Source organism: Arthrobacter sp. NPDC057013 (assembly GCF_042674585.1).
Classification (GTDB): Bacteria; Actinomycetota; Actinomycetes; order Actinomycetales; family Micrococcaceae; genus Arthrobacter.
Window position 1 is genome coordinate 13,755 of sequence record NZ_JBHUSE010000005.1, and the last position, 21,945, is coordinate 35,699.

The following is a 21,945-nucleotide window of genomic DNA, read 5'->3' on the forward strand; positions in this document are numbered from 1 at the left end:
CCCGCACGGGATCCACTCCAGCACTCACCCGACGTGCACCCACGGACGCTTGGTGACATCCGGCTCGGCTTCCCGCAGCACCTCCCGGGTGACGGGCGCAATCTCGCCCTCCCCAAGGAACAGGAAACGCAGCAGGTTCACCACCGGATTGCCCTCGGTCCAGCGGAAATAGATGTGCGGCATGAGCCCGGTAACGTCCCGGATATGCAGGAGCACAGACGCGATGGTGTTCGGCACCACCGGCCCGTGAACCTCGAGTACCCGGTAGCCGTGCCGCACCACGCCGTGCACCTGCAGTTCGGTTTCGAAGTCCGAGGAGTCATCGACGATCACCTCCAGGAACAGCGCCTGGTAGTGGACCGGCAGGTGGCTGACCTCGATGGCTGACGTCAGCTTGTCCCGGTACGCCTCCGCGGTCAGCCGGCGCGGCTCGTGCGCAATGATGCCGATGGGGCCGCTCTCGTCCGCGGCGACGAACTCCAGGGCCGTCCGGTCGAGGCGGACGTGTGTGGCGTGCAGTTCGAAAGACCTCCCGATCCTGGACAGCAGCGAAATGACGATGATGCCCGCGATGAAGAATGCGGCGATGCGGATGCCCTCGGGCCGCTCAACAATGTTCGCAACGGTCGTGTAGATGAACACCACGGCGACCAGCCCGAAGCCGGCGGTGCGCGCCCGTTGCCGGCGGCGCCGGGCGGACAGCGCCACGGCGACAGCCGCCGAGGTCATTAGCACCAGCACGCCAGTGGCGTAAGCGCCGCCCTGGGCATCGACGTCGGCCTCGAAAAGAATGGTGACCAGGAACGCAATGGAGCCAAACACCAGAACCAGCGGCCGGACTGCCTTGGCCCACTCCGGCGCCATCCCGTACCGCGGCAGGTACCTCGGCACGAGGTTCAGGAGCCCGGCCATGGCGGACGCCCCGGCGAACCAGAGGATGGCGATGGTGCTGAGGTCGTAGACCGTGCCGAACCCGTTCCCCAGGTATTCATGGGCCAGGTAGGCGAGGGCGCGTCCGTTGGCCTGGCCGCCGGGCTGGAATTCGGCGGGCGGAATGAGGATTACGGTGGTGAAGCTGCTGGCGATGAGGAACGCGCTCATGATCAGCGCGGCCGTGGTCAGCATGCGGCGGGTCCCCTCGATGCGGCCGGCCGGGTGCTCCTCCGTGTCCGAATCCCGGCCGCGGACCTGCGGCATGACTGCCACGCCGGTTTCGAAGCCGGACAGGCCCAGCGCCAGCTTCGGGAACACCAGCAGCGCTATGGCGACGGCGAGTACCGGATTGCCGTGGGATGTCCCCAAGGCCTGCCACCAGTCTCCGACGGCGGCCGGGTGGCCCAGGGTTTCGACGGCGGCTCTCGCCACCACCACGACGTTCAGTCCCAGATAAATCGCCACCAGGACGACGGCGATCCCGATCGCCTCCTTGAACCCCCGCAGGAACACGGCGGCCAGCAGTGCGAGGAGGACGAGGGTGACTGTCACCTCCTGCCCCTGCAGCCAGGCCGGGGCAAAGGGGTTCTGGACGAGGTGTTCGGTGGCGTCGGCGGCGGAGAGCGTCATGGTGATCATGAAGTCTGTCGCCGCAAAGCCAAGCAGCACCAGGACAAACAGCTTGCCGCCCCAGCGGGGGAGCAGCCGCTCCAGCATGGCGATGGATCCCTCACCGTGGGAACTCTCCCCTGCCACGCGGCGGTACACCGGCAGTGCGCCGAACAGCGTGACGGCGACCAGAACCAGCGTGGCCAGCGGGGAAATGACGCCTGCCGCGAGCGCGGCGATGGCGGGCTGGTAGCCGAGGGTGGAGAAGTAATCCACGCCGGTCAGGCACATGACCTGCCACCACGCATGCTTCCGCTCATGCGCCGTGGTGCGGCCGCCAGGCCCCTGATGGGATCCCTTGCTGTCCTGAAGGCCCAGCAGCAGCCAGCTGGAAAGCCGCTGCCTGCGGGTATGGTGCAGCTCCGAGGGTTCCGCCGGCGGGCGGCTCATGGTGGTCATGGTGCCTTTCATCTGCGTGGTGCCCCCTCTGCCTATCGGAGCGGGCAAAGCCGAACGTAGCACCGGGCAGGAACGCCGGAACCGCCGGGAGCGGAATCTTGACGGATCCTTAACGCCGGCGTGAGGCACCCCACCACGCGTGCTGCCCGGGCCGGTGGACAGGAAAGAGGCCGTCTGACCGATAGGAGACAGACAGTGAAAGAATGGCTTCATGACAGGGGAACGGATCGTCATTGGCCTGTCGGGAGGCCCTGAAGGGGAGGTCCTGATCCGCCGTGCCGTCAAGGTCCTGGAAGGCGCCGGCGGCGGGGACCTGATCGCCGTGCACATCCGCTCGGCGGAGGGCGCGTCGCGCGAATCAACCAGCGCCCTCGAATCCCAGCGCAGGCTGGTGGTGGACCTGGGCGGCAGCTACCACACCGTCGCCGCGCACGACCCTGTCGAAGCACTCCTCGGGTTCGCGTCGCATGTCGGCGCCACCCGGTTGGTCATCGGCCAGGCACGGGCACACCCGGTGTCGAGGATCCTGACCGGCGCGACGGAGACCCGGATCATCCGCCGCGCCGGTGACCTCGACGTGCAGGTGGTGCCGCATCCGCTGGCCGGGCGCGGCACGGGCCGCAGGCGGCAGCGGGACCTTGGCCGCGCGCGCGTCGCCGTCGGGTTCGTGCTGGCGGTTGCCATTCCCATCCTGATGCAGCTGGCGCTCGCCGTCATCGAGCACAGTGTGGCCACCGCCACCCTGGTCCAGCTCGCCGGGGCCGTGGCCGTGGCGCTCGTGGGCGGCCTTTGGCCGGGTGTGGCGGGTGCGCTCTGGAGCAGCCTGCTGGTCAACTACTTCTCGACGCCGCCGGTGGGTGAGCTGGCCATCAAGGACCCACAGGACCTGCTGGCACTGGGCGTGTTCGTGGGCGTTTCGGTGGCGGTGGCCGGCGTGGTGGACAGGTCTGCCCGGCGTTCCAAGGAAGCCGCCAGGGCGCGCGCCGAGGCGGCAACGCTCGGCGAGCTGGCCCGCGGTGCCACCCGCGCTGAGGACACCGTGGGCAGCCTGCTGGAGCAGGCTTTGGACGTCTTCGGTGTCCGCGGCGCGGCGCTGTACAGCGGCCCCGCTTTTCGGAACGGGTCAGGTTCCCCTGACACGCAGGCTTTCCGCGATGCCCCTGTTTTCCGCGACCGGGCGGCAGGACGCGACGGGGAGACCAGCCCGGAGCGGAAGCTGCTCGCGAGCGCGGGCGAGCTGACCGATTCTGAACGGGAAGGCGCCGACTTCGCAGGGCACCCCGTGGAACCCGAGCACACCGTGGAACCGGTCGACGACGACACCTGGCTGGTACTGTTCGGCAGGACGGTGCCCGCCGCGGACAGCAGCCTGCTGGGCGCCTTCGCCGCCCACGTGCTGGCCCAGCTGGAGCGCCAGCAGCTGGCCGCCAGCCGCCTGGAAGTTCTGCGGCTGGCCGAGGGAAACACCATGCGCACTGCCATTCTGCGGGCCGTCTCGCACGACCTGCGCACACCGCTCGCCGGCATCAAGCTCGCCGTCGGCGGTCTCCTGCAGACCGCCGTCACATACACACCCGAGGAGCAACAGGAGCTGTTGAAAACCATCGACGAATGCTCGGACCGGCTGGATGCCTTGGTGGGGAACCTCCTCGACATGTCCAGGATCACGGCCGACTCGGTACGCCCCCTGCTGAAGCCCGTCCGCTGGCTCGACGTTGTTCCGGCAGCGCTGCGCGGCCTGCCGCAGGGCAGCGTGCGGGTAGTGCTGCCGCCGAACCTGCCCGCCGTCGATGCCGACGCCGTCCTGCTGGAGCGCGTCATCGCCAACATCGCGGAAAACGCCGTGAAATACGCACCGGCATCCGACGTCACCGTGACGTCGGCGTCAGGCGGGCTCAGCGGCGCCGTCCTCAACGGCCACCCGGCCGGTGAACTGCGGATCATCGACCACGGACACGGCGTGCCGGACCGCAACGTGCCGGCGATGTTCCGCCCCTTCCAGCGACTGGACGATCTTTCCCAGTCAACCGGCGTCGGCCTGGGACTCGCCGTGGCCAGGGGATTCGTCTCGGCCATGGGCGGCAGCCTGGCGGCAGAGGAGACGCCCGGCGGGGGACTCACCATGGTCATCCGGCTTCCACTATCGACGGGGCATAGGTCAACAGAGGTTGGCGCAGCGGGCCCTGACGGGCTCAACGGCCGGTCAGCCGCCGTTGCTGCAGCCCAACCTGGCGTTTCGCCGCAGGAGACTGCCCAGTGACCGGCGTCCTGGTGGTCGATGATGACCAGCATCTGCTGAAGGCCCTGCGGATCACGCTGCAGGCGCACGGCTACACGGTGGAAACGGCCGCGGACGGTGAGGCCGCCCTGATTGCTGCCTCACGCAACCCGCCGGGGATTGTTGTCCTGGACCTCGGACTGCCGGACATGGACGGCGCGGCGGTACTCCGGGAGCTCCGCCGCTGGAGCACCGCCCCGGTGCTGGTGCTCTCGGCCCGTCACGGCTCATCGGACAAGGTGGACGCTCTCGACGCCGGTGCCGATGACTACATCACCAAGCCCTTCGGGCTCGAGGAACTTCTCGCCCGGCTTCGCGCACTCCTGCGCCGGGCCCCGGAAGCCACCGAGCCGTCCACGGTGGACACGCCGGAGTTCAGCGTAGACCTGGGCCGGCGGATGGTCACCCGGAACGGCGAGCCTGTAAGGCTCACTCCCACGGAGTGGAGCATTCTCGAGCTGCTGGTGCGGAACCCCGGGAAGCTCATCACCCAGCAGCAGATCCTGGCCAGCGTGTGGGGCCCCGCCTACGAGAAGGAGGCCAACTACCTGCGGGTCTACATGGCCCAGCTGCGGCGCAAGCTGGAGGCGGACACAGGTAATCCGCGCCATCTGTTGACCGAGGCCGGCGTCGGCTACCGTTTCCGTCCCTGACCTGCACTTATGAACGGCCGGTGAACTTCCGTGAACCCCTATGAAGGGGCGCCGGATTCGGGCAACATGTGTAGTGCCGGGCGCCGCACACCGGGCGCCGTACGTACAGCCGAAGGAGAACCGACCGTGTCCACCCTGCTCAACCCGTACCTCAGCTTCCGTGACAACGCCCGCGACGCCATGACCTTCTACCAGTCGGTGTTCGGCGGCGAGCTGGCGCTCAGCACCTTCGGGGAGTTCCAGGCCAGTGAGGATCCAGCGGAGGCGGACAAGATCATGCACGGAATGCTGACCTCGGAGAAGGGGCTCGTGCTCATGGGGGCCGACACCCCCAACTCCATGGACTATTCGCCGGGGAGCAGCATCTCCGTGTCACTCAGCGGCGACGATGAGGCCGAATTGCGCGGCTACTTCGACAAATTGTCCGGCGACGGTGGTTCCGTCACCGTCCCGATGGAGAAGGCTCCCTGGGGCGACATCTTTGGCATGTGCACCGACAAGTTCGGCATCGCGTGGCTGGTGAACGTCAGCGGAGCTGCAGCGGCTCCTGCTTCGTAGCGACGAAATCTACGGGCGCGGCGGCGACCAGACCCAGTCGCGGATGTCGGGCAGGTCCTCGAAATGCTCCCGGATGTATTCGGCGTGGGCGTCCAGCTGCCGGTTGCAGTGATCGGCCAGCCCCTCGGCGCCGTCAAACTGCCGAGGCAGCCGGCGGAGTGCCTCCAGCGCCAGGTGGTAGCGGCTCATCCGGTTGAGTACCACCATGTCGAACGGCGTAGTCGTGGTGCCCTGCTGGCTGTAACCGCGGACGTGGAACCTTTCCGGGTTGGGCCGTCCGTGCAGGAGCTGGTGGAAGGAGCGGGCGTAGCCGTGCCATGCCACCACCACCTCGCAGGTGTCCGTAAATAGTGCCGTGAACGTTGCATCGTCGAGCCCGTGCGGGTGCACGTCCCGCGGCGGAAGAACCATGGCGTCCATGACGTTCACCACGCGCACGGTGGCATCCGCAACGTGGCGCTGCAGCAGCCAGGCCGCCGCCAGTGCCTCCTCGGTGGGGATGTCGCCGGCGGAGGCGATAATAACGTCGGGTTCAGTGCCGCCGTCCTCGTTGCCGGCCCACTCCCACCGGGACGCTCCCGCCTCGGCGTGCGCGCGGGCTTCCGCCAGCGTCAGGTACTGGGGATGGGACTGCTTGTCCACGACCACCAGGTTCACGTAGTCCTTGCTGCGCAGGGCGTGCTCTGCCGCTGCCAGCAGTGTGTTCGTGTCCGGCGGCAGGTAGATCCGCGTCACCTCGCCGGACAGGGACAGCACCGTGTCGATCAGGCCCGGTCCCTGGTGGCTGAACCCGTTGTGGTCGTTGCGCCAGCACGTGGAGGTCAGCAGGATGTTCAGGCTCGGCACGGGTGAGCGCCATTCCAGCTCGCGGGCGTGCTGCAGCCATTTGGCGTGCTGGACGGTCATGGAGGCGCTGACCATGGCGAACGCCTCGTAGCTGGCGAAGAACCCGTGCCGGCCGGTCAGCAGGTAGCCTTCCAGCCAGCCCTGGCACAGGTGCTCGGAGAGCACCTCCATCACGCGGCCGTCCGCCGAAACGTGGTCATCGCCGCCCCCGTCCTGCCCGGGCAGCAGGAGGCAGCGGTCGGTGGCCTCGAAGACGGCGCCCAGCCTGTTGCTGTTGGTTTCGTCAGGGCAGAACAGCCGGAACCTGGGGTTGTCCGCCGTCCCGGTGTAGAGGTCGCGGAACAGCTCGCCCAGCGGCTTGGTGGTTTCGATACTGGTGGAACCCGGCTGGCCGGGGTCGACGGCATACTGAGCGAGGTCCGGAATCTCCAGAGGCACGGACGGCTGGCCGTTGGCCCAGGGCGCCGCCCCCATCCGGAGCCTGCCTTCGGGAGCAAGTGCTGCCAGCTCGGGAGCAAGCCGACCGTCGTCGTCGAACAGCGATTCCGGCTGGTAGGAGCGCATCCACTGCTCCAACAGCGCCAGATGCTCCGGGTCGGCCTTGACGCCTGACAGGGGAACCTGGTGGGCGCGGAACGTGCCCTCCACCGGGCTGCCGTCCACGGTTTCGGGACCCGTCCAGCCCTTGGGCGTGCGCAGGATGATCGCCGGCCAGCGGGCCGCCGTCGTGCTCTCACTAGTGCCGGGGCCGCCGTCCCGTGCTTCCTGCTGGATATCCCGGATGCTGGCATAAGCGTCATCCACGGCGGCGGCCAGGGCCCGATGGACCTTCTCGGGCTGGTCGCCGGACACGGTCACCGGCTCCCAGCCGTTGGCGTGCAGCAGCGCCTCAACATCGCCGTCCGAGCGGCGTCCCAGGACGGTAGGTCCGGAAATCTTGGCCCCGTTGAGGTGCAGGATGGGCAGGACCGCGCCGTCCCGCGAGGGGTTGAGAAAGAACGGCGCCGTCCAGGAAGCGGCGAGCGGGCCGGTCTCGGCTTCACCGTCACCCACCACGCAGGCGGCGATGAGATCCGGATTGTCCAGCACCGCGCCGGTGGCGTGCATCAGTGAATAGCCCAGCTCGCCGCCCTCGTGGATCGATCCAGGGGTGGCCGGGCCCACGTGGCTGCCCACACCGCCCGGCGTCGAGAACTGCCGGGCGAGCCGCCGCAGGCCGGCGGCGTCGCGGCTGATGTCCGGGTAGATCTCGGAGTAGGTGCCTTCGAGGTAGACGTTCGCCACCACGGACGGTCCGCCGTGGCCCGGTCCGGCGATGAACAGGACCTCGGCCGAGGTGTTCCTGATCAGCCGGTTCAGGTGCGCGTAAATCAGCGACAGCCCTGGTCCCGTGCCCCAGTGGCCCAGCAGCCGCGGCTTGATGTGCTCCGGCCGCAGCGGCTCCCGCAGCAGTGCATTGTCCTGAAGGTAGATCTGGGCCACCGTCAGGTAGTTCGCTGCACTCCAGTAGCGGTGCAGGAGGCCCAGTTCTTCGTCCGAAATCGTTCCGCTTGCCCCGGCCATGCCCATGGATTGCCTTCCGTCGGATCCGCTCCAGCGCTGACCGGCACAGTCTACCGCGGTGTTTTTGGCTTGCCCTCAGATCCACTTGGGGGCGGCGGGCACCTCAGGCAGCACGTCCGCGCCGCGGGCCGCGGTGACGCCGCCGGTGCCCCGGCCCGTTGCCCATTCGACGACGGCGGGCAGCGGTCCGGTGATGACCGTCGGGTCAGCGGCGCCGGTGTCGCCGAACACCAGGTCAGCGCCCGTCACGCTGATGAGCAGCCCCGCATCGGTGCCACGCGCAGCCCAGGCACCGGTGATGTCGCGCAGGAGCCGTTCGAGGACGGGTTCCGGGATGTCGGCGAAGGAGGCGCCGTTGCCGAGGTCGACGGCGTGGATCCAGACTTCGCGGGTGCGCATCCACACGGTTTCGGTCGCCGGGACAGTGCGGCCCTGGATGGTCTTGACTTCGTTGGCCCAGTCCCGGTCCGGCAGGTCGCGCCATTCGACGGACAGGTGCACGGCGGAGTGGTCGAACAGGTTCCGCAAGGCGATCGGCGACAGGGTGGCCCCGAAGTCGATCTCATGGTCGCGCACCTCCAGCGAGGGGTACATGGGTGTCTCCACCCCGGTCGCGGCCCATTCCACCAGCCGGGCGATGGCCCGTGCGTTGTAGCCGACGTGTGCCACGACGTGCCGGCGCGTCCAGCCGGGCAGGAGGGAGCCGCCGTCGAGCTCTGCGTCGGTGAGCTCGTTGAGCTTGCGGGCGAAGAATGCGGTGCCCCGCCGGGCCTGCAGGAGTCCTTCCTGCAGGCCCGGGTCGGTGGCGAGATCGTACCGGGCGGCCATCAGGCCTCCTTGACCACGCGGTTGGTCAGCTGGCCCAGGCCCTCGATGGTGGTGACCAGGACCTGGCCTTCCTGCAGGTACCGCTTGGGGTCCTGCGCGTGGCCCACGCCGCCGGGAGTCCCGGTGGCGATCACATCACCGGGGTTCAGCGTGATGATCGTGGAGATGTACGAGACCAGGAATTCCGGGGTGAAGACCAGGTCCCCGGTGGGGGTGCTCTGCTGGATCTCGCCGTCCACGGCAGACGTCATCAGCGGCCCCGCGCTGAACTCATCCTTGGTGACCAGGGCGGGTCCGAACGGGGTGGAGTTTTCCCAGGTCTTGCCCTGCAGCCACTGGACGGTGCGGAACTGGTAGTCGCGCATGCTGATGTCGTTCAGCACGGAGTAGCCGGCGATGTGGTCAGCGGCGCCGGCCTCGCTGATCCGGCGGCCCTTCTTGCCAATCACGACGGCGAGCTCGGCCTCCCAGTCCACGGCGTCGGATTCCTGCGGGAGGGCCAGGTCATCGTTCGGGCCGATAAGCGATTCCTGGTACTTGGCGAACAGGGTGGGGTGCTCCGGGATCTCCCGGCCCATCTCCTTGATGTGGTTCCGGTAGTTGTGGCCCACGCAGATGATCTTGCCCGGGAAAGGCACGACGGCGGCCAGGTCGGCGCCGTCGAGCGCGTGCGTTGCACCGTTGGCCGCCGCAGCGGTGGCCTCCCAGGCGGGATCCTGAAGCAGGGCTCCGACGTCGGCGAAGCCGTCGATCTCGGTGAGCGTGCTGCCGTCCTGGCGGACGGCTGTGGTTCCTTCAGAAGTACGGAGGGTGAGGAGTCTCATGCGTTCTTGCGTCCTTCGGTGTAGGTGCGGTTGAAGTTCAGGCGTTCAAAGATGGGGGCGTCACTGAAACGGAACAGATCAAAGTCAGATTCCGCGTCAAGGGACCATTCGGCCCAAGACGGCACCACGAAGAGGTCACCCTTGGCGAGGTCCCTGCGTTCGCCGTTGAGCAGGACACTGCCGGTGCCTTCAAAGACCTGCCAGACGCTCGAGCCGACCTCGCGCAGAGGCTCGGTGGCAGCGCCGGCGCGGAGCCGGTGGAATTCGGCCCGGATGGTGGGCATGACGTCCCCGCCGGTGGTGGGGTTGGTGTAGCGGACTGCCGCGTGGCCCTGGGAGACGGTGGCCGGGTGGCCCTCGTCCTCGAGCAGCAGCTGCTCGCGCAGGGCGGCGTCGGTGTGTTCCCACCGGTACGCGGCGATCGGGGAGTTGGTGGTGTTCTCCAGGCCGGAGAGCGGGCGCAGCCCAGGGTGGGCCCAGAGCCGCTCGGACCGGGAGATGGCCGGGGTCGCCTCGTCGGTGACGCGCTCGGTCCCGAACTCGAAGAAACCGGCATCGGCGTAGTGCACGAACGGGATGTCCAGGCCGTCGATCCACGCCATCGGCTCGTCGGTGTCGTTGTGATGGCCGTGGAAGTTCCAGCCCGGCGTCAGCAGGAAGTCGCCGCGGCGCATCGCCACCGGATCCCCGTTCACCACTGTCCACACGCCTTCGCCCTCAACGACAAACCGGAAGGCATTCTGGGAGTGGCGGTGTTCGGGCGCGGTCTCACGGGCACCCAGATACTGGATGGCCGCCCACAGCGTCGGCGTCGCATACGGCGTGCCACCCAGCCCCGGGTTGGCCAGGGCAATAGCCCGGCGTTCCCCGCCCCGACCCACCGGAACCAGGTCACCGGCGCGGGCAGCGAGCGGGTACAGGTCGTTCCAGCGCCAGACATGCGGCACGGCCTTGGGCGAGGGGACCATCGGCATCAGGTCACCGATCTCGGTCCACAGCGGGATCAGGTTCTCCTGCTCGAAGTCGCGGTACAGCTGCTTCAGCTGCACCGCCTCCTCCGGCGTGGGCTCCGGGGCCACCTGGGCGGCGGCAACAGATTCATGGGTCGTGGTCTCGGCGCTGGTGGACACGGCGGCCTCCTCGGTGGGTACGGATGATGATGTCTTCGCGTACTACCGAGATTAGGGAGACGGCAGCTGTGAACCACAGCATATTCTGGCAGGCAGAATTTTCCGGCTCGCACCTGCCTGCCCTCAACCGGGTTCGGCCGGATTCGCCGCGATGTCGATTTCCAGCTGCCGGCGGGTTTCGAGCATGACCGGCACCAGCCCTGCGTCGAACACCGTGCGGAACCTGGTCACCGGGGTGGCGACGCTGAAGGCGCCCACCACCTCGCCCTTTCCGTTGTGCAGGGCCATGCCCAGCGCGCTGATGCCCTCCTCGGTGCCCTCGAAATTCGCCGCGAAGCCGTTGCTGCGGACCGTTTCCAGCTCCCGCAGGAACGCCGCGTACTGGGCGTCGGGAATGCTGTCGCCGCCGATTTCCGCATTGGCGCTCCGGAACAGCTGCTCAATCAGCGCCGGATCCAGCTCTGCCAACATCGCCTTACCGCCCGAAGCCCTGTTGGCCGGCAGGACTGTGCCCTGCCTGTCACCCACGCGCAGGGCGCTGGTGCCCTCCACCGTTTCCAGGAACCGGACCTTGGTGCCCACCCGGATCATGAGGTTCACGGTCTCGTTGAGCCGCGCGCTCAGCAGCTCCATGTGCGGCCGGGCAATGTTCCGCAGCAGCCGGGTCCAAGTGACGCCGGCCGGACCGGCCCCCATCGCGGGCCCGGGGACGTAGCGCCGGGTTTCGTCCTGCACGGCAAAACCCCGATAAACCAGCATCGCCAGCAGACGGTGCGCGGTGGAGGGGGCCACCCCCAGTTCAGTGGCCGCGTCCTTGAGCCGCAGGCTGCCCCCGTCCCGGAGAAGCTGCAGGAGCTGCAGCGCGTTGTCCACCGCCTCGATCGAATACGTGGGCTTCTTCCGGTACGGCAAGTTCTGCATAACAGAATTCTATTGGAGGGCCAGTGCCTCAGCCATGAGAGTGGGTGGCATGAATCACACACCTTCCGCCGCCGCGATGGAGCGGCCCGCGCCCGGACCAGCCCTTCCGCCGGCAGCGCCCCGGTTTTCCAAACAGTCCGCCCTGGCCGTGCTCGTCTGCTGGCTGCTGGTGGTCTTCGACGGCTACGACCTCATCGTCTACGGGACCGTCCAGTCGGCCCTCATCAATGACACCGGCTGGGGACTGACGAAGGCCACGGCCGGGACGGTAGGGTCCATGGCGTTCGTGGGCATGATGACCGGCGCCGTCCTCGCGGGCCGGATGGCCGACACCTGGGGCCGCCGCCGCACCATCCTCGGCTGCGCCGTGCTGTTCTCCGTCTTCACCATCCTCTGCGCCTTCGCCCCTAACGCCTATATTTTCGGCGCGCTGCGGCTGCTGGCCGGCATCGGACTCGGTGGACTGGTGCCCTCGGCCAACGCCCTCGTGGCGGAACTCGTGCCGGCGAAATGGCGATCCACCATCGCCACCCTGATGATGTCCGGCGTGCCGATCGGCGGATCACTGGCCGCGCTGGCCGGAATCCCGCTGATCCCGGCCTTCGGCTGGCCCGTGATGTTCCTCGTGGCGGTGGTTGCCCTGGCGGTCGTCATCCCCCTGGGTGTGCGCTACCTGCCGGAGACCCTGCCGCCGGCAGGCGTCAAAGGGACCGGCCCCTCACAGTCGCCGGCCGGACCCGCAGCCGCGGAAAACCGGCGCGCAGGCTTCGGTTCCCTGCTGCGGGCACCCTACCTGGGCGTGAGCGTCCTATATGCCGTGGCCACCCTGGTGACCCTCTTTGCCTGGTACGGCCTCGGCACCTGGCTGCCCAACCTGATGCAGCTGGCCGGCTACAACCTCGGTTCCGCACTCACCTTCGCGCTGGCCCTGAACCTCGGCGCCGTCGTCGGTTCCGCGGCCACGGCCTGGGCCGGCACCCGCTTCGGTCCCGTTCCGACGGCGGTCGCGGCGGCGGCGGTAGCCGCGGCCGCCCTCCTGGTTCTCGTCACCGGTCCGCCCGTCACCGTTGTGTACCTGATGCTGGTCCTCGCCGGCGTCGGTACACACGGGACACAATGCCTGGTGATCGCCGCCGTCGCCAGCCATTACCCCGCCCACCTGCGGGGGACGGCCCTGGGCTGGGCCCTTGGCGTGGGCAGGATCGGCGCGGTGGCCGCCCCGCAGGCCGGAGGCCTGCTGCTGGCTGCCGGGCTGGGCGTCAACTCCAACTTCCTGGCATTCGCCGGGGCAGCCGCCGTCGCAGCAGTCCTGCTGATCGCCGTCGGCGCCAAAACTACCCGCACAAACTCAACCCCCGTAGGAGTCAATAATGTCTAACCCGAATCCGTCCACCGACGTCCTGGTGATCGGCGGCGGAATGGCCGGCCTTGCCGGCGCCCTCGCCCTGCGCGAGAACGGCGCCGAGGTCACCCTGCTGGAACGGGCGCCGGAGTTCGGCGAGGTCGGGGCGGGCCTGCAGATGGCACCCAACGCCTCCCGCGTGCTCAAGCGCTGGGGTTTGCTGGAGAAGGCGCTCGAGATCGGTGTCCGGCCCAGGCACCTGGTCTTCAGGGACGCCCTGACGGGCGAGGAACTCACCCGGCAGTCGCTCGGTGACAGCTTCGAGGAGCGCTACGGCGCCCCCTACGTCGTCATCCACCGCAGCGACCTGCACCGCATCCTCCTCGACGCCTGCCGGGACGCCGGTGTCCGACTGGTCAACGACGTCCTGATCGAAACCGTCCGGACCGCGAACGGCCGCGCCACCGCACAGGCGGCGGACGGGACCACCTACGAGGCGGACGTCGTCCTCGGGGCGGACGGACTCAAGTCCACGCTCCGCCGTGAGGTGGCGCAGGACGGCCCGGTGTCGTCGTCGTACGTTGCCTACCGCGGAACAGTTCCCATCACGGCGGACACGCCCCGGGGTGACCTCGAGGACGTGATCGTCTATCTCGGCCCGGACTGCCACCTGGTCCAGTACCCGCTGCGGAAGGGCGAGCTGCTCAACACGGTGGCCGTCTTCAAATCGGCATCCTTCGAACGCGGCGAGGAACAGTACGGGGGAGTGGACGAGCTCGAGGCCGCCTACCGGAACTGTGTGCCGGCGGTCCGTGACGCATTGAAGAACCTGGCCACCGGCATCCGCTGGCCCATGTACGACCGCGATCCCATCGAAAACTGGGTGGCCGGCAGGATGGTCCTGATGGGCGACGCCGCGCACCCCATGCTGCAGTACCTCGCCCAGGGCGCCTGCCAGGCACTGGAGGACGCCGCCGTGCTGCAGGAGGCCAGCCTCGGGACCGTCTTCACGGCGGACGGCGCCGACGCCGGCGGCTGGGACGCCGCGATCCGGAACTTCAACGCGACCCGTGCCACACGCACGGCCCGGGTGCAGCGCACCGCCCGCGTGTGGGGCGAGTCCTGGCACGTCTCCGGGTTGGCCCGCACACTGCGGAACCTGCTCTTCAAGAGCCGCAAGGACGGCGACTACCAGTACAACGACTGGCTGTACGGCCAGGACGGCGACGGCGTTCCCTCCGCAGCGGCGCCGGCTGCCCGGGAGAAGGTTTCCGGCTAGCGGGACCCCTTGCCCGTCCCGTCCCGCTGTTTGTAGCGTTGGCCGCAGAGCCGCGGGCAGTGAGGGAACCGGGTGGAGAATACAGTCACGCTGTACCTGGACGTCGACGGCGTCGTGTGCCCGTTCGGCCCCACGGGCACCACGCCGTGGGGCTCGGCCTGGCACTACGCCTACGCCGGGATGCTGGAAGTGGCCTACGCGGCGGAGCTGGTGGCTGACCTGAACAGGCTGGCGCTGCGGCCCGGGGTCCGGTTCGTCTGGCTGACGAGCTGGGAGGAACTTGCGCCCGCCGTGCTCTGCCCGGTCACCGGGCTGGACGGAACCTCATGGCCGGTGCTGACCTCAGACGGGGCCGGTAGCGGCGCACAGTGGTGGAAGCTCGAGGCCATCCAGGCTGATGTGGGCAGGAACACGCCGGAGCGGATCATCTGGGTGGACGACCAGCTCGCCTTCGAGGGCCGCGCGCAGGCGTGGGCACGGATCCTTGGCCGCCGCGCCCTGCTGGTCTCACCGGATCCCCGGACCGGCCTGTCCCCGGGCGACCTGGAAGCCATCCGTGCCTTCGCCGGCCGCCAGGACCGGCAGGTGTGACAGTGCCGACGCGTTGCAGGTTGGACCTCGCCTGCAGGGCGCGTACCATCGATAAGGTTTCAAGCCCGCCCTGCAGCTCCGCTACCCCCACCTCCAGACGTTTTCTTAAACATCGGGTGAACTATGCTGTGCAGTGCAGGCAGGGGAAGTGGAACTGCTGTACGTAGACTCTGCAGATTGGGCAACAGGTGGACATCACCTTCATGGTGGCGCTGGTCATTGCGCTGGCGTTATTTTTCGACTTCACTAACGGTTTCCATGACACCGCGAACGCTATGGCGACCCCCATTGCCACCGGTGCCATCAAGCCGAAGACTGCCGTTGCCCTCGCGGCGGCGCTCAACCTCGTCGGGGCGTTCCTGTCCACGGAAGTCGCCAAAACCGTTTCAGGCGGCATCATCCGGGAGGGGTCCGGCGGGGTCCAGATCACCCCGGACATCATTTTCGCCGGTCTGATGGGCGCCATTCTGTGGAACATGATCACCTGGCTCAAGGGGCTGCCCTCCAGTTCGTCCCACGCGCTGTTCGGGGGGCTCATCGGCGCCGCGATCGTTGGCATCGGTTTCCACTCCGTCAACCTTGAGACGTTGCTCCAGAAGGTCATCCTGCCCGCCGTTTTCGCCCCGGTCATCGCCGGGCTTGTGGCCTACGTCTGCACCCGCATCGCTTACGCGCTCACGTCCCGGCACGATCCGGAGACGGGCAGCAAGCTCACGCAGAAGCGCGGCGGCTTCCGGACCGGCCAGATCTTCACCTCCAGCCTGGTGGCACTGGCCCACGGTACCAACGACGCCCAGAAGACGATGGGCATCATCACCCTGGTGCTCATCTCGGCTGGAACGCAACAGCCCGGCTCGGGCCCGCAGCTGTGGGTCATCACCGCATGCGCCCTCGCCATCGCCGTCGGAACGTACGCCGGCGGCTGGCGGATCATCAGGACCATGGGCGCCGGCCTCACCGAAGTGAAACCCGCCCAGGGCTTCGCGGCCGAGTCGAGCACCGCGTCAGCAATCCTGGCCTCCTCACACCTTGGCTTTGCCCTGTCCACCACGCAGGTGGCCTCCGGATCCGTGATCGGTTCCGGCATGGGCCGACGGGGCACCACGGTGCGTTGGGGGATGGTGGGCCGGATCGCCCTCGGCTGGCTCTTCACGCTGCCGGCGGCAGGCATCGTCGGTGCCCTGACTGCGCTGCTGGTCAAGACCGGGGTTGTCGGTATTGTGATTGCGGCCGTGGCCGGCATCGGCGCCGTCATGTATATGTTCCTGGTGTCGCGCAAGTCCCAGGTGGGCCACCACAACGCCGTTGAGGTCGAAGAAGCCGGCCAGGCCGTCCGCTTCGCGAAGAAAAAGGCCCTCGCCAGGGCACGCGCCGCCGAGCGCGCGAAGAACAACAACCCGAAGGGCCCGCAGCGATGAAGTGGCTGGAACTCCTCACCGTGGCCGGCGCCACCCTGATCGCCGCCGTGACCGTAGTGGTCCTCTATTCCCTCGGCGTCCGGCTGACCGCCATCGCCGGTGACCGCCAGGTCGTCGCCCCGGCGTGGGTCAGGTACCTCTCGTACGCCTGCTTCGGGCTTTGCGGCATCGCCGTGCTGTTCGGTCTCTACCTGATCATCCCGTACTTCAGCAGCTAGCCGGCCGGGTCCGGCGCTGACGCCCCCGGGAACTTCGCCGCCTCTGGGAAGAGGGAACCTGAGTGGCTAGGCTGGGCCCATGCCCAGAGTCCAGTATTACGTTGCGTCCTCCCTCGACGGCTTCATCGCCACCGCGGACGACGATCTCGCCTGGCTGCTGCAGTTCGACGGCTTCGAAGGCGGCAAGGAAAGCTACGAAACCTTCATGGCCGGCGTCGGCTGCATGGTCATGGGCGGGACCACCTACGAGTGGCTGATGGAGCATGAACCTGGCAACTGGCCCTACCCCGGCACGCCCACCTGGATCTTCACCCACCACGAGTTCAGCACCCCGCCCGGAGCCGACATCACGTTCGTGAGCGGCGAGGTGACCGAATTCATCGACGACGTCCGGCGTGACGCCGGCGGCAAAAACATCTGGATGGTGGGCGGCGGCGAGCTCGCCGCCCAGTTCGCCGGCGCCGGCCTGCTGGACGAACTGATCGTCTCGGTCATCCCGGTGGTGCTCGGCGGGGGAAAACGGCTGCTTCCCCTCGCCCAGGGCCCGACGGCGCCACTTGAGCTGCAGGAGGCGCGTCCCCAGGGGCGGGGGATCGTAGAGCTCCGGTACCGCTGGCCCGAACGCCAGGCTTAGCGGCGCTGCCCCCGGACGGCCGTTACCGGCCGATGTCCCGGATGAGGTTGGTGATGCGAGCCGTGGACAGCCGGCGTCCCTGCTCGTCGGTCATCACGATTTCGTGGGTAGCCAGCGTGCGGCCCAGGTGGATGGCCGTGCAGGTTCCGGTCACCGTGCCGGCGGACACGGCCCGGTGGTGCGTGGCGCCAACCTCGATGCCCAGCGCCTGGCGGCCGGGACCGGCATGCATCCCGGCGGCAAACGACCCCAGCGTTTCGGCCAGCACAACGTGCGCACCGCCGTGCAGGATGCCCGCCACCTGCGTGTTCCCCTCCACCGGCATCGTGGCCACGCACCGTTCCGGACTCATCTCCAGGAACCGGATCCCCATCTTCACCACGAGGGCGCCGATGCCATACCCGGCAAGCCAGTCGTGGAGGTGCTCCGGAACGCCAGCGGCAAACAGCTCTTCCCTGAAGTCGGCTTTGGCTGCAGCCTCCATGCCTGTGGGGCTGGCCTCACCGGCAGGGCCGGGCGTGAAATTGTCCATCATGGCAACTAGGCTGGCACCTGTGAGTGAAACAACCAAACCGGCCCCAATTCCGTCCACAACCCAGACCCTCGAGGACATCGCCGTGTCCCCGACCGACGCCCCGTCGGTGTCGGCCACCGAGGCGCCCGTCGTCCCCCTGACGGAGCAGCCCCGGCTTCTGGTGCTGGACGGCCACTCCATGGCCTTCCGGGCCTTCTTTGCCCTTCCGGCCGACAAATTCTCCACCGCCCGGGGCCAGCACACCAACGCGATCCACGGCTTCACATCCATGCTCATCAACCTGATCAAGGAACAAAAGCCCACCCACATCGCGGTCGCGTTCGACGTCTCCGATGACACCACTCACCGCAAGGCCGAGTACAGCGAGTACAAGGGCGGCCGCAACGAGACGCCCCGGGAGATGAGCGGCCAGATCGACCTCATCGACCAGGTCATGGGCGCGTGGGGCATCAAGACCATCAAGATGCCCGGCTACGAGGCGGATGACATCCTGGCGACGCTCGCGGCCATGGGCGAAAAGGCCGGTTACGAGGTCCTGCTTGTCTCCGGCGACCGTGACGCCTTCCAGCTCATCACCGACAACGTCTTCGTGCTGTATCCGAAGAAGGGCGTCAGCGACATCCCGCGCATGGACGCCACCGCCGTCGAGGAAAAGTACTTCGTCAGCCCCTCCCGGTACTCCGACCTCGCCGCCCTGGTGGGCGAGACCGCTGACAACCTGCCCGGCGTTCCCGGCGTCGGGCCCAAGACGGCGGCCAAGTGGATCAACCTCTACGGCGGCCTGGAGGGCGTGCTGGAACACCTTGATGCCATCGGCGGAAAGGTGGGGGACGCGCTGCGCGCCAACGTGGACGCCGTCAAGCGCAACCGCAAGCTGAACCAGCTCCACACCGACCTTGACCTCCCGGTGACGCTGGATGAACTGGCTGATCCGCGGCCGGACCAGCAGGCGCTCGAGGAGCTCTTCGACGAGCTTGAATTCAAGACCATCCGAACCCGGCTCTTCGACCTGTACGCCAGCGAGGCGCCTGTCCCCGAGCGTGAGCCCCTGGAATCCCGGGACTTCGCCGCGCTGACCGACGCGGACGGGCTCCGGGCGTTCCTTGAAGCCGGTGCCGGGCAGCGTTCTGCCCTGGCCGTGGACGTGCTGCCCGGCCGGATCGGCGAGGACGCGGACGCCGTCGCGATCGTGCGGGACGATGCCGCTGCGTACGTGGACCTCACAACGCTTGACGCCGAGGCGGAAAACATCCTGGCGCAGTGGCTCCGGGACGCGGAATCCCCGAAGGTGATGCACGGGTACAAGGCGGCGCTGAAAGCGCTGGGCAACCGCGGCTTCGGCCTGGGAGGCGTGGTGGACGACACCTCCATCTCCGGCTACCTCATCCAGCCCGACCGCCGCACCTACGAACTGGGCGAACTGGCCCAGTTCCACCTGAACATCCACATCACGCCCGAGGCCGCCAAGGCGGGCCAGCTGGAGCTGTCGTTCGACGACGACGCCGCGGCGTCCGGCGCCCTGGTCCAGGTGGCCGCCGTCGTCCATAAACTGAGCCGCTACTTCGAATCGGAACTGAAGGAGCGCAAAGCCGAGGACCTGCTGGCCACGCTGGAACTGCCGGTGAGCCGGGTGCTCGCGGACATGGAGTCCACCGGCATTGCCGTCTCCATGGAGCTGATGGACGAACAGCTGGCGGATCTGGCCAGGGTGATCGACGACGCCCAGGAACGGGCGTTCGCCGCGATCGGCCACGAGGTGAACCTCGGTTCGCCGAAGCAGCTGCAGACCGTCCTCTTCGAGGAGCTGCAGCTGCCCAAGACCAAGAAGATCAAGTCCGGCTACACCACGGACGCCGCATCCCTGAAGAACCTGCTGGAGAAGACCGGGCACGAATTCCTGGTCCAGCTCATGGCCCACCGTGAGTCGGCCAAGCTGCGGCAGATGGTGGAGACGCTGAAGAAGTCGGTGGCGGAGGACGGGCGTATCCACACCACCTACGCCCAGAACGTGGCCGCCACCGGGCGCATCTCCTCAAACAACCCCAACCTGCAGAACATCCCGATCCGCAGTGAGGAAGGCCGCCGTGTCCGCGGCATCTTCGTGGTCAGCGACGGCTACGAGTGCCTGCTGTCCGCGGATTACTCCCAGATCGAAATGCGCATCATGGCGCACCTGTCCGGCGACGCCGGCCTGATCGAGGCCTACCGCCAGGGGGAGGACCTGCACCGCTTCGTCGGCTCGTCCATCTTCCACGTGCCGCCGGCCGAGGTCACCAGCGCGATGCGTTCCAAGGTCAAGGCCATGTCCTACGGCCTGGCCTACGGGCTGACGTCCTTCGGCCTGTCCAAGCAGCTTGAGATCTCCGTGGACGAGGCCAGGAACCTCATGAAGGACTACTTCGACCGTTTCGGCGCCGTGCGCGACTACCTGCGCGGCGTGGTGGACCAGGCCAGGGTGGACGGCTTCACTGCCACGATCGAAGGACGGCGGCGCTACCTGCCGGACCTCACCAGCACGGACCGGCAGCTGCGGGAGAACGCCGAACGCATCGCACTCAACTCGCCGATACAGGGATCGGCCGCGGACATCATCAAGCGCGCCATGCTGGGCGTGCATTCGGAACTGGCCGCGCAGGGACTCAAGTCGCGCATGCTCCTTCAGGTCCACGACGAACTCGTCCTGGAAGTTGCCAGGGGCGAACGTGAGGCCGTTGAAAAGCTCGTCACGGAGCAGATGGCTGCCGCGGCGGAACTCACCGTTCCGCTGGAGGTGCAGATCGGCGTGGGCACCAGCTGGTACGACGCAGGCCACTAGCCTCACCGGGTTGAGCCGCCCGGGGTTCGGCCGCCGCCACAGTCACTTCAGCGTGCCTGTGGCGGGCCGGCGGGTCCATTGGCTAGGCTCGGGGTTGTGTCGAATCTGAGCGTGGACTATGAAATCCGCCGGTTCCAAGCGGCGGCCAAGGACGATCCTGCCTACGCGGACTCGGTTGCGTGGATGCGAGCGGTAGCCTTCGGCTTCCACGAAGCCCGGCGCAGCGACGAGCGCGTGGACAAGAGCATCGAGCTGCAGCGCACCGACGGGCGCATCATGACCGGTGTTTACCAGACTGGGACTGTTGCCGAGCATTCACTCGGCGCCGGTGTTCCCGTGGCCACCTTCGGGACCATGACCAAGACTTTGAACATCGGATTTGGCCGGCTGCTGGATACCCGGCTGGTGACCGCCGTGACCGTCCGGACCTCGCACCGGCGCCGCGGGCTCCTGCGCCGCATGATGGGGGAGGACCTCGCTCTGGCCAAGGCGGAGGGCCTCGCCATGGCAGCCCTCACCGCCTCCGAGGCCTCGATCTACGGCCGGTTCGGGTTCGGCGTGGCAACGTCCGAGCAGGCCGTGAAGGTGGACACCACCGGACGTTTTCTGCTCAACCACGCCCGCGAGGGCAGCGTGGAGGTTGCCGACCCCAAGGTGCTGCTGGAACTGGCTCCGGAAATCTTCGACCGGGTGCACCGCAGCACGCCCGGATCGGTCGGCCGGCATGAGTTCTACCGGCAGTTCGCCTCCGGTTCCGTCAGCCGCGACGGCGGCGAGGACCCGAAGGTCAAGGTGGCGCTGCATTACGGGCCCGGCGGCGACGTGGACGGTTACGTCTCGTACAGGTTCGCCGGCTGGTCCAGCGCCCCGTACACCATGGAGGTCGTGGACCTGGTGGCGGCCAGCGGGGCGGCGTACCTCGAGCTGTGGCAGTACCTGGCCGCCATCGACCTCGTGGAACGCGTCACCTGGGAGGAAGCACCGGTGGATGATCCGCTGCGGTGGGCCCTCGAGGACGCGCGCTGCGTGGAGTCCTCGGCCGCCCGGGACATGCTCTGGCTGCGGATCCTTGACGTGAAGCAGGCACTCGAGGCCCGGCACTACCCGGCCGACGGGCGGCTCGTGCTGAAAGTCGCCGACCCCCTTGGCCTGACCGGCGGCACCTTCACCTTGGACGTCGACGGTGGCACCGCCGTCGTCACAGCCGCGGCGGGCGGCACGCCGGATTCCGCGACTCCCGACCTCGAACTCGGTGTTGCGGCGCTGTCCGCCATCTACCTCGGCGGCGTCAACCCCGTGACGCTGGCAGGGTCCGGGCGTATCGCTGAGTGCACGCCGGGCGCCGCGTTCCGGGCCGCCCGGATGTTCGCCGTCGAACGGGCACCACACTGCCTGACGCATTTCTAGCGCTTTGACCCCGGTTGGCGCTTGCCACTAGAATAAACGGGCGTGTACTACGTGCATGTTTTTTTCTTCAATCCACAAAATCAGGATGACCAGGCACTTCGTTG

At 68.0% G+C, this 21,945-nt stretch carries 18 protein-coding genes; 11 read left to right on the forward strand and 7 right to left on the reverse strand.

What is annotated here, in order from left to right:
- Positions 1-24 precede the first annotated feature (24 nt).
- Positions 25-2,001 carry an amino acid transporter gene (locus ACFTSA_RS08830; protein WP_377950908.1) on the reverse strand — a complete coding sequence of 659 codons (1,977 nt, stop codon included), beginning with the start codon at positions 1,999-2,001 and terminating at the stop codon, positions 25-27.
- Between the two features lie 211 nt (positions 2,002-2,212).
- Between ACFTSA_RS08830 and ACFTSA_RS08835 the strand changes: the two genes are divergently transcribed.
- From ACFTSA_RS08835 to ACFTSA_RS08845, 3 genes are all read left to right on the forward strand, one after another.
- Entirely contained in the window at positions 2,213-4,261 is a 2,049-nt protein-coding gene (locus ACFTSA_RS08835; RefSeq protein WP_377950909.1) for a DUF4118 domain-containing protein, read from the forward strand.
- Positions 4,258-4,932 carry a response regulator gene (locus tag ACFTSA_RS08840; protein ID WP_377950910.1) on the forward strand — a complete coding sequence of 225 codons (675 nt, stop codon included), beginning with the start codon at positions 4,258-4,260 and terminating at the stop codon, positions 4,930-4,932. The genes ACFTSA_RS08835 and ACFTSA_RS08840 overlap by 4 nt, the downstream gene beginning before the upstream one ends.
- Positions 4,933-5,058: 126 nt before the next feature.
- Complete coding sequence (locus tag ACFTSA_RS08845) at positions 5,059-5,490, forward strand: VOC family protein (RefSeq protein ID WP_377950911.1); 432 nt, start codon at positions 5,059-5,061, stop codon at positions 5,488-5,490.
- Positions 5,491-5,499: 9 nt separating this feature from the next.
- Here the strand turns inward: ACFTSA_RS08845 and ACFTSA_RS08850 are convergent, their stop codons facing one another.
- The 5 genes from ACFTSA_RS08850 to ACFTSA_RS08870 form a co-directional block, all read right to left on the reverse strand.
- Positions 5,500-7,905, reverse strand: coding sequence for a phosphoketolase (locus tag ACFTSA_RS08850; RefSeq protein WP_377950912.1), 2,406 nt, complete (start codon positions 7,903-7,905; stop codon positions 5,500-5,502).
- A 69-nt stretch (positions 7,906-7,974) separates the two neighbouring features.
- Positions 7,975-8,727, reverse strand: a complete 753-nt coding sequence (locus ACFTSA_RS08855; protein ID WP_377950913.1) for a maleylpyruvate isomerase family mycothiol-dependent enzyme — start codon at positions 8,725-8,727, stop codon at positions 7,975-7,977.
- Entirely contained in the window at positions 8,727-9,551 is an 825-nt protein-coding gene (locus ACFTSA_RS08860; RefSeq protein WP_377950914.1) for a fumarylacetoacetate hydrolase family protein, read from the reverse strand. The genes ACFTSA_RS08855 and ACFTSA_RS08860 overlap by 1 nt, the downstream gene beginning before the upstream one ends.
- Complete coding sequence (locus ACFTSA_RS08865) at positions 9,548-10,681, reverse strand: cupin domain-containing protein (RefSeq protein ID WP_377950915.1); 1,134 nt, start codon at positions 10,679-10,681, stop codon at positions 9,548-9,550. Before ACFTSA_RS08865 ends, ACFTSA_RS08860 begins: the two co-directional genes overlap by 4 nt.
- Before the next feature lie 123 nt (positions 10,682-10,804).
- A complete protein-coding gene (locus ACFTSA_RS08870; RefSeq protein WP_377950916.1) occupies positions 10,805-11,602 on the reverse strand; it encodes an IclR family transcriptional regulator in 798 nt (265 codons plus the stop codon).
- 49 nt (positions 11,603-11,651) lie between these two features.
- Here ACFTSA_RS08870 and ACFTSA_RS08875 point away from each other — a divergent pair, with 49 nt between their 5' ends.
- The 6 genes from ACFTSA_RS08875 to ACFTSA_RS08900 all read left to right on the forward strand — a co-directional run bounded on the left by ACFTSA_RS08875 (position 11,652) and on the right by ACFTSA_RS08900 (position 17,084).
- Entirely contained in the window at positions 11,652-12,980 is a 1,329-nt protein-coding gene (locus ACFTSA_RS08875) for an MFS transporter (RefSeq protein WP_377950917.1), read from the forward strand.
- Positions 12,973-14,223 carry an FAD-dependent oxidoreductase gene (locus ACFTSA_RS08880; RefSeq protein WP_377950918.1) on the forward strand — a complete coding sequence of 417 codons (1,251 nt, stop codon included), beginning with the start codon at positions 12,973-12,975 and terminating at the stop codon, positions 14,221-14,223. The genes ACFTSA_RS08875 and ACFTSA_RS08880 overlap by 8 nt, the downstream gene beginning before the upstream one ends.
- Positions 14,224-14,295: 72 nt before the next feature.
- Positions 14,296-14,814, forward strand: coding sequence for an HAD domain-containing protein (locus ACFTSA_RS08885; protein ID WP_377950919.1), 519 nt, complete (start codon positions 14,296-14,298; stop codon positions 14,812-14,814).
- Between the two features lie 188 nt (positions 14,815-15,002).
- Positions 15,003-16,232 carry an anion permease gene (locus ACFTSA_RS08890; protein WP_377950920.1) on the forward strand — a complete coding sequence of 410 codons (1,230 nt, stop codon included), beginning with the start codon at positions 15,003-15,005 and terminating at the stop codon, positions 16,230-16,232.
- Positions 16,229-16,450, forward strand: a complete 222-nt coding sequence (locus tag ACFTSA_RS08895; RefSeq protein ID WP_331571387.1) for a hypothetical protein — start codon at positions 16,229-16,231, stop codon at positions 16,448-16,450. The genes ACFTSA_RS08890 and ACFTSA_RS08895 overlap by 4 nt, the downstream gene beginning before the upstream one ends.
- 79 nt (positions 16,451-16,529) lie before the next feature.
- Positions 16,530-17,084 carry a dihydrofolate reductase family protein gene (locus tag ACFTSA_RS08900; RefSeq protein WP_377950921.1) on the forward strand — a complete coding sequence of 185 codons (555 nt, stop codon included), beginning with the start codon at positions 16,530-16,532 and terminating at the stop codon, positions 17,082-17,084.
- 22 nt (positions 17,085-17,106) lie between these two features.
- Here the strand turns inward: ACFTSA_RS08900 and ACFTSA_RS08905 are convergent, their stop codons facing one another.
- On the reverse strand, positions 17,107-17,619 hold the full coding sequence (locus ACFTSA_RS08905) for a hotdog fold thioesterase (protein WP_377950922.1): 513 nt from the start codon (positions 17,617-17,619) through the stop codon (positions 17,107-17,109).
- A 178-nt stretch (positions 17,620-17,797) separates the two neighbouring features.
- Here ACFTSA_RS08905 and polA point away from each other — a divergent pair, with 178 nt between their 5' ends.
- Positions 17,798-20,434: a DNA polymerase I gene (polA, locus tag ACFTSA_RS08910; protein WP_377951128.1), complete on the forward strand. Its 2,637-nt coding sequence runs from the start codon at positions 17,798-17,800 to the stop codon at positions 20,432-20,434.
- A 105-nt stretch (positions 20,435-20,539) separates the two neighbouring features.
- Positions 20,540-21,841 carry a GNAT family N-acetyltransferase gene (locus ACFTSA_RS08915; protein ID WP_377951129.1) on the forward strand — a complete coding sequence of 434 codons (1,302 nt, stop codon included), beginning with the start codon at positions 20,540-20,542 and terminating at the stop codon, positions 21,839-21,841.
- Positions 21,842-21,945: the final 104 nt, after the last annotated feature.